The sequence below is a fragment of the Flavobacterium sp. genome, from assembly GCF_965277525.1.
Lineage (GTDB): Bacteria > Bacteroidota > Bacteroidia > Flavobacteriales > Flavobacteriaceae > Flavobacterium.
On sequence record NZ_CBDIDC010000012.1, the window covers coordinates 1 to 6,679 of the forward strand.

Here is a 6,679-nt window from a genome sequence, read left to right on the forward strand (position 1 = left end):
ATTGTTTTCATTCCCGAAAAAGGTAACTTTTGCATCACCACTTTTAAATAAAGTCAATGTGGCATAACCATTTCCGCCATACGAAAATTCAGTTGGATTTATCGCTCTTGCAGCTTCAGATTTTGAACCGGCACCACTAATAATCTGCTTTATATTTTCTTTATTAACATATTGTAGATTGTGATCGTGTCCGGAAACTACAATTACATTTTTTTGTTTTTGCAAAAGGGTTTTAATTCTTTTGGCATATACGGTGTATTGTTTATTTTGAATGTCCTGTGGACTAACACCAGATGTTTTTCGCAGCAGATTGATAAAAGAGCCAATTATTGGAAGTGGAATTTTTTGTTCTAAAGGAAACAATTGTTTTTCTAATGAAAATTGTCCGCCATGAGTTCCGTTACTCATTAAAGGATGATGAATAGCAAGAATAACTGTTTTTTCTTGATTTTTATTCAGAAGGCTTTCTAGAGCATCAAAAAAGTCTTCTCTGGTTTTAATGTCACAATTGTCATTGATGGTGGGATGATTGTCCCAATCTTCCAGAAACCATTCGCTGTCAACTGTAATTAATGTAGCAGTGCTGTCAATTTTTACATCTTCTATTGCGCAACTTTTTCTGGGTAAAAAAGCTTTTTTATCGTTTAGGTATTTGGTAACAAAATCGGCTTGACGTTCCAGTCCTTTTATGCCGTTATACCAATCATGATTTCCGGGAATAAAGATTGTTTTTCCTTTAAAACCTTTCGCCAATTTTAATTGATTGGTCAATTTTGTTTCGGCCAACGCTTTCTCTGAGGCATCATCATTACCGGGAAAACCTTTTGGGTAAATATTATCACCCAAAAAAAGTAATGTTGCTTTTTTATTCGATTTCTTTAATTTTTGATGTAATAACTCGAGTGTTTGTTGTGCTTGTACTTGATCAGCATTTCCGGCATCACCAACTAAATAAATTGTATGTGCAATTTTTATAGTGTCTGTTGCGTTTTCCGTTTCGTTGACACTAACATTTTTCCCATATTGGGCTTTGTGCGTGGCGCACGAATATGATAGTGACAAAATAACTATTGCTAAAGAGCAGTTTTTAATTTTAGTAATAAAATGATTATCCAAAAACAATTTCATAATTTAGTAGTATAAAAAAAATCTCCATGAATTTAATAGAGCAATCCGAAGATTTCGTCAGTAATTTACTCAAAGATAAACTTTCTAATTTATATTCTTATCATAATTTTAACCATACTTTAACTGTAGTAAATGCGGTAAAAGAGCTCTGTAAAAAGGAAAATGTTAAAGGAAATGAAAAAGATATGCTTCTGGTTGCTGCGTGGTTTCATGACACCGGTTATACGGAAGGGTATGAAAATCATGAAGAAAAAAGTGTGAAAATCGCCACCGATTTTTTAAAAGAAAATGGCCAGTCAGACGAATTTATAGCAATTGTATCGAGTTTGATTTTGGCTACCGTTAAAGAATATATACCAAAAACACATTTAGAAAAAATTATCAAAGATGCTGATTTTGCTCATATTATGGGTGCAGAATATGAAACTACTTGTGAATTATTGCGTATTGAGTTGAAAAACACATGGGATTTAAATTTTTCTAATACCGAATGGGCAAAGGAGAATTTGAATTTTTTAATGAACAAACATCGATTTTATACAGATTATGCGCAAAAAAAATGGCAACCACTAAAAGAGAAAAACTTACTTCTGGTGCAGAAAAAAATAGAAAAGCAGGAAAAGAAAGCGTCTAAAAAAATTGAAGACGAAAATAAAAAGAAAGATAAAATCGAAAAACCGGATCGTGGTGTCGATACTTTATTTCGTGTTACTTTAGGAAATCATACCCGCTTAAGCGGAATTGCTGACAGTAAGGCTAATATTTTATTATCTGTAAATGCAATTATTATTTCGATTGCACTTTCGTCTATTATTCCAAAATTAGACAGCCCTAAAAATGCGCATTTGGTAATTCCAACATTTATAATGTTGATTTCTAGTGTGGTTACGATTATTTTTGCCATTCTTTCTACACGACCAAAAGTAACTACAGGCGTTTTTACCCGTGAAGATATAGAGGCAAAAAAAATAAATTTATTGTTTTTTGGAAATTTCTACAAAATGCCACTCGAAGAATATGATTGGGCAATGAACGAAATGATGAAGGATCGTGATTATTTATACTCGACCATGATCAAGGATTTGTATTATCTGGGATTGGTTTTGCAGCGTAAATACAATTTGTTACGAATTGCCTACAACTTTTTCATGATCGGGATTATTATTACCGTTATTGCTTTTGTAATCGCATTTAAAACAATTCAATAAGCTTAACTAAAACTAGTTAAGCTCATCTAATAAGTCCTGATAAGTAATTTTTTGTTTTACCGGATTTGTATTGTTGTTGATCACTTTTACACGAATAGCTCTTAAGCCGGATACACCCTGAAGATCTTCGACCTCAAATTGTTCGATTGATGGTTCTAAGATTTTCTTGTGTTGCAGGTACTTGATGTATTTTAAATATTCTGCTTCTTCACTATTTTGAGAATATACAATTGTAATTTTTTCTTTCTCTGTAATTCTGTCTTTTGTACCTTTTATATTCGATTTATCGATACGCTTTTTAACCACTTCGTATCTCGCATTGTAAGTTCCGTCAACGTCAAAACGTTTTTCATCCATTCTAAAACGGATAGAAAGAGGAGCACTAAAAACCAAAATCAAGGAAGTTACATCTAATTCGTAGGGTAACGATTCTTTTAATTGATGGTGTTCTAATTCCATTTCACATAATGTCTGCAATTGCCACAAACGCAAGTTGTGTAAATACATAATATCAAAAGGTCTTGTTGGTGCAATAGATGCCCCAATATACAGATTATGTTCAACACCGTCTGTTTTGAAACGTTCGTAGTAATGCGGATAAATTTGTTGCGCTTCAATTTGTTTTCTATCCAGTACAGAGGCTAATCTTTTATTGATAATCGACATTGCATTATCAAATTTCTTTCTTTCCTGATAAAATAAGCCACTTTTTTCGTCCAGGCTTTCAAAATACAACCGTTCCAGTTTTTCGCTTTTTTGATTTTCGGGCGTGTTCTTTAAAAGAGGATGAATTTCTTCTTCAATATAACGCTGAATATACTGCTCTGTGTCTGCTTTCAAAGGAGAATCCAATTCATCGCGAAATGACTCCAATTCAAATTTTCTTTGTTCCAGAAGTACTAAGTTGGTATTAGGGTCCTGAGATTCGAAAATCTTTAATAGAGCGGTTAATTGATTTTTAAGATCTCTTTTTACAGTTTCATTTCTATGTTCAGAAGAACCTTTTATATCGATTTGGCCGTATAACGGATACACATTTTTAAAGACTATTTCTTTAAAAATATAATCTTTTGTATGGTTTGTATTCTGAAAATAATTTTGAGATTCTTTTTTGAATTTCCAGTATACACTTGGATGAATGGTAGTGTATTCACGCTGAATAATGGATGCAATCTGATGCTGCATATCTGTATTATAGCGATCGATTGTATCTGTTAAATAGGGTAAAACCAATTCGAGTTTGGTGGCATTTACACTATTTAAATCCCTGACATTTTTAGAAACCAATTCAACAATCCCTAACAAATGATCGTCTTTTATAACTGGCGCAAAAACGCAACTCTGAATACCTTGTTTTAATAAATGCTCTCCAAGTCTTTTGTTAGAAGATTCTTCGATGAATTTCTTTACATTAGAGATTACAAAAGGTTCTTTATTATCTAATAAATTTTCAAATGAACAACCGAAAAAAGCATTTTTGCAATCGACTTCCTGATCTTTTGAAAGCAGGAAACTCTGAAGCTGATTGTCAAATTTAACGGGTCTTATGAATTTTTCCTCTTCAGGATTATAGATAATGAAGCCCACTTTTAAATCCGGAATTTTAAATATTGATTTAAAAATATTAGTTACTATTTCATCGGTTGCAACTGTTTTAGCATCAGGTTTAAGTAAGTTACTTTTTAAATTAGAAATGGCACTTTCTGTTGTGGCATCAAATAAAGAAATAATCCCGAATCCTTTTAAAGTCCAGCTTCCCGGTGGGAATTTCGATTTCCAAAGTTCAATATCACCATAATTATCCATCAGTAAATCAATGTCATCCTGAGTAAGAGCAATAGAATTTTCATTTGGAATAATTTCCATAAAATCTGCATTGTATAGAATGCGATAATGCTTTTCGACTCCATCTTCATCCGGAATATCGTAGAAAAAAGGTTTATTAAAATCTATTTTCTGTTTGTAGTACACTCCCAGGATAAGGCAACAGTTGTTGATGTAGAATTGATGATCGTCAAAATCACGAATTTCCATATAAAATTCATCGCCGGCATTGCGCAAAATTTTCTTGAAACGATCTGTATAATTAAAGGATATGTTTTGAAAAGGAATCGTAACGGCTTTTATTTCATTATTCGTTAAAGCAGTCGGAAACAAATCTGCTAATAAATTTTTGATTAAAGCTTCATTGTTTTTAATAATCGAAAAATCCTGGATGCCAGTCCTGAATTCAGGAATTGGTTCTATTTGTTTTAGTAGGGCTTTGGCGTAGTTCGCTCTGTAATCAACATTTGATAAAGCAATTTCTTCTAAAGATTCAATTAATTTATGAAATGAAATTATGGTTTTAAAGGGACTTTCTTTATATAAATGAATATCCATGTTCAGGTTTTTTTTTGACTACAAAATTAAGCAAATATTAAGAATGTTTGACATTTTCTTATTTCTTTAGTCTATAATAGTATAGTCTTTAATCAATATAAAATGAAAAGTATTATTTATTCTAATGTATTGAATTAGAAAAGCATCCAAATAAAAAAACGGCAATTACAAATGTAGTTGCCGTTTTTTGTTTTAAGTAAGTAATAGAAAATGAATGACTCTTAGCTTTTTTCTTCTTTATTGAAATAAACTAGATAGTAATACATTTGTTTTTCTTCATCCCAGCCTTTTTCAACAAATTTTTCAGCGCTTTCAGGGTTGATAAAATCCATTTTGATCTGAATGTGTGTATCCAGATTAATCACGTTTTTAATCGATTTTCTGGCATCAGAAACTGCTGCGTTCGCAATAGGGAATGAGGTTACATCTTCGATGCTGTATTTTTCTCCTTTATCAACTTTATAGTTTTTGAATTCAGGAATTAAGTCAGGATTGTCTAATACTTCGTTTAAGAAATTTTGTTCTTCGAACTGATCATTTTTTGCGAAATAATTCACAGATCGGTTCATAAACATTACTTCTTCTTTTTTGTCTTCGGCTGGTAAAACAACATCTTTTGCGAAGTTTTGACAGAATTTCAAGTATTTTTTAGTGATGAAGTTTTCATCTTCAAAAGCATCAACAGATAAAAAATGCTCTAACCAGTAACGCGCATCATAACGGTTGCTGTCAACAGTTAGTATTTTATAACCTTCTTCTTTTTTATAATTAAAAATCAAACAACCTTTATCTAATTTGCTTAGGTTGATTCCTTGTTGAAGGATCATTTCAAGGTTGCTGTTTTTTTCTTCAAACTGTAAAAAATCAGCTTGTAATTCGCTTTTAAAAATTCCGATAGCATCAACAACATTGTTGTCAATACTCAGATTTGTTAAATAGGTTACATAAACCTCACCGTTTTTAATGTGCGGATGATTCGACTGTTCGAACAAATGTGTAGTGATTCTTTTTGAAATCTCCTGTAAGTTATTCGGATTATCAAAAATCTCCGAAGCATACTTAAACATGTCGTTGTAATCCAAATCGACTTCGTGCGCAAACTGATAATAGTTTTCTTCTTTCTCTCTAAAAGGCTTAAAGAAGTACTCTTTTATCAAAGGCACAATTTCATCATTTAAATTAAATGGTTGTTCCGATAAAAAAATCGCTTCGTTTCTGCTTTTGTTTCCTACGCGGTGTATCGCAAGCGTCTCGATGTGGGTGTTGAATAAGTTGATCATGTTTCTATTTAGGTTCAGAGTGGCAAAGGTTTAGAGTGGCAAAGGTTTAGTTTCTACCTTTTATCTTTCGAATAAAGGCACTTAACATGCGCTCTAGTTCTCTGCTTTCTCCATTTATTTTATTAAATTGATTCTCACTTAAAAATTTTAAGTTGAATGAGATTTCAAGTTGGGTTTGCATCTCGAATAAGGATGATATTGAAATATTTAAAAATCTCAGATAATCATTATTTCCGTCTCTGCCATAACCTTCCGCAATATTGCTGGGTATTGATACTGAACATCTTCTGATTTGTGAAGATAGTCCATAAATTTCTTCTTTTGGAAATGAATTTGTTAATTGGTAAATTTCAGTTACGATGTTCATCGATTTTTGCCAGATTAAAAGGTCTCGAAAAGTATTCATAAATTTGTATTTAAAAAATTAAAAACAAAAATAAGAATAATACTACATTTTAAAATCAAAGATTTTAAAAGAAAAACCTCTGAACCTTTGCTACTCTGAACCTTTGAACCTCAAAAAACTAATTCCAATTCTCCTCAAACCCAAAATCTTCAAAGCTATCGTCTCCTTCGAACATGTCTAGATCGTCTTCGTCCAGATCATCTTCAAATTCGCCATAGATATCGTCGTGCATATCGGCTTCAAAGCTTTTTTCGATGGCTTCATCAGGCATTTCT

General features: G+C 32.0%; 5 protein-coding genes and 1 pseudogene. 1 reads left to right on the forward strand and 5 read right to left on the reverse strand.

Features of this window, described 5'->3' with window-relative positions:
- Nucleotides 1-1,128, reverse strand: a 1,128-nt coding sequence (locus ACQY44_RS24065) for a metallophosphoesterase (RefSeq protein ID WP_428232820.1), incomplete at its 3' end; no start/stop codon positions are given.
- Nucleotides 1,129-1,154: 26 nt separating this feature from the next.
- On the opposite strand from ACQY44_RS24065, the gene ACQY44_RS24070 reads away from it, so the two are divergent.
- On the forward strand, nt 1,155-2,336 hold the full coding sequence (locus ACQY44_RS24070) for a Pycsar system effector family protein (protein WP_428232821.1): 1,182 nt from the start codon (nt 1,155-1,157) through the stop codon (nt 2,334-2,336).
- Between the two features lie 12 nt (nt 2,337-2,348).
- Here ACQY44_RS24070 and ACQY44_RS24075 read toward each other — a convergent pair whose 3' ends face one another.
- From ACQY44_RS24075 to ACQY44_RS24090, 4 genes and pseudogenes are all read right to left on the reverse strand, one after another.
- Nucleotides 2,349-4,718 carry a GAF domain-containing protein gene (locus ACQY44_RS24075; protein WP_428232822.1) on the reverse strand — a complete coding sequence of 790 codons (2,370 nt, stop codon included), beginning with the start codon at nt 4,716-4,718 and terminating at the stop codon, nt 2,349-2,351.
- A 221-nt stretch (nt 4,719-4,939) separates the two neighbouring features.
- Nucleotides 4,940-5,998: a nucleoid-associated protein gene (locus ACQY44_RS24080; protein WP_428232823.1), complete on the reverse strand. Its 1,059-nt coding sequence runs from the start codon at nt 5,996-5,998 to the stop codon at nt 4,940-4,942.
- A gap of 46 nt (nt 5,999-6,044) precedes the next feature.
- Entirely contained in the window at nt 6,045-6,404 is a 360-nt protein-coding gene (locus ACQY44_RS24085) for a four helix bundle protein (RefSeq protein ID WP_428232824.1), read from the reverse strand.
- Nucleotides 6,405-6,522: 118 nt separating this feature from the next.
- Nucleotides 6,523-6,679 (reverse strand): annotated as a pseudogene (locus ACQY44_RS24090) (IS1096 element passenger TnpR family protein); the annotation flags it as partial.